Raw genomic sequence first — 278 nt, 5'->3', positions numbered from 1 at the left:
TTCACTTCATCCAAACTGGCCAAATCCGTCTATGACGCTGGTTGGTTTGAACTTAAACGACAACTGGAATATAAATGCAAGCATGCAGGTTGTCAGCTTGAGATGGTAAATGAGAAATACACTACCCAGACCTGCTCGTGCTGCCTTAAAATAAGTGGCAGTAGTCCAAAAGGTAGAGCAGGACTTGGAATAAGAGGATGGAGGTGTGCTGAGTGTGGCACATGGCATGATAGAGATATCAATGCCGCTAAGAACATCCTTGCGGTCGGGCTTGACCG

1 protein-coding gene is annotated in these 278 nt (G+C 46.4%); it reads left to right on the top strand.

Annotation, left to right across the window (positions count from 1 at the left end):
- On the top strand, nucleotides 1-278 hold a 278-nt coding region (locus J3492_RS13095), incomplete at both ends, for an RNA-guided endonuclease InsQ/TnpB family protein (protein ID WP_207992435.1).

This window comes from Psychrobacter coccoides, assembly GCF_017498085.1.
Taxonomy (GTDB): domain Bacteria; phylum Pseudomonadota; class Gammaproteobacteria; order Pseudomonadales; family Moraxellaceae; genus Psychrobacter; species Psychrobacter coccoides.
This window is presented reverse-complemented; position numbering and strand designations above follow the sequence as displayed.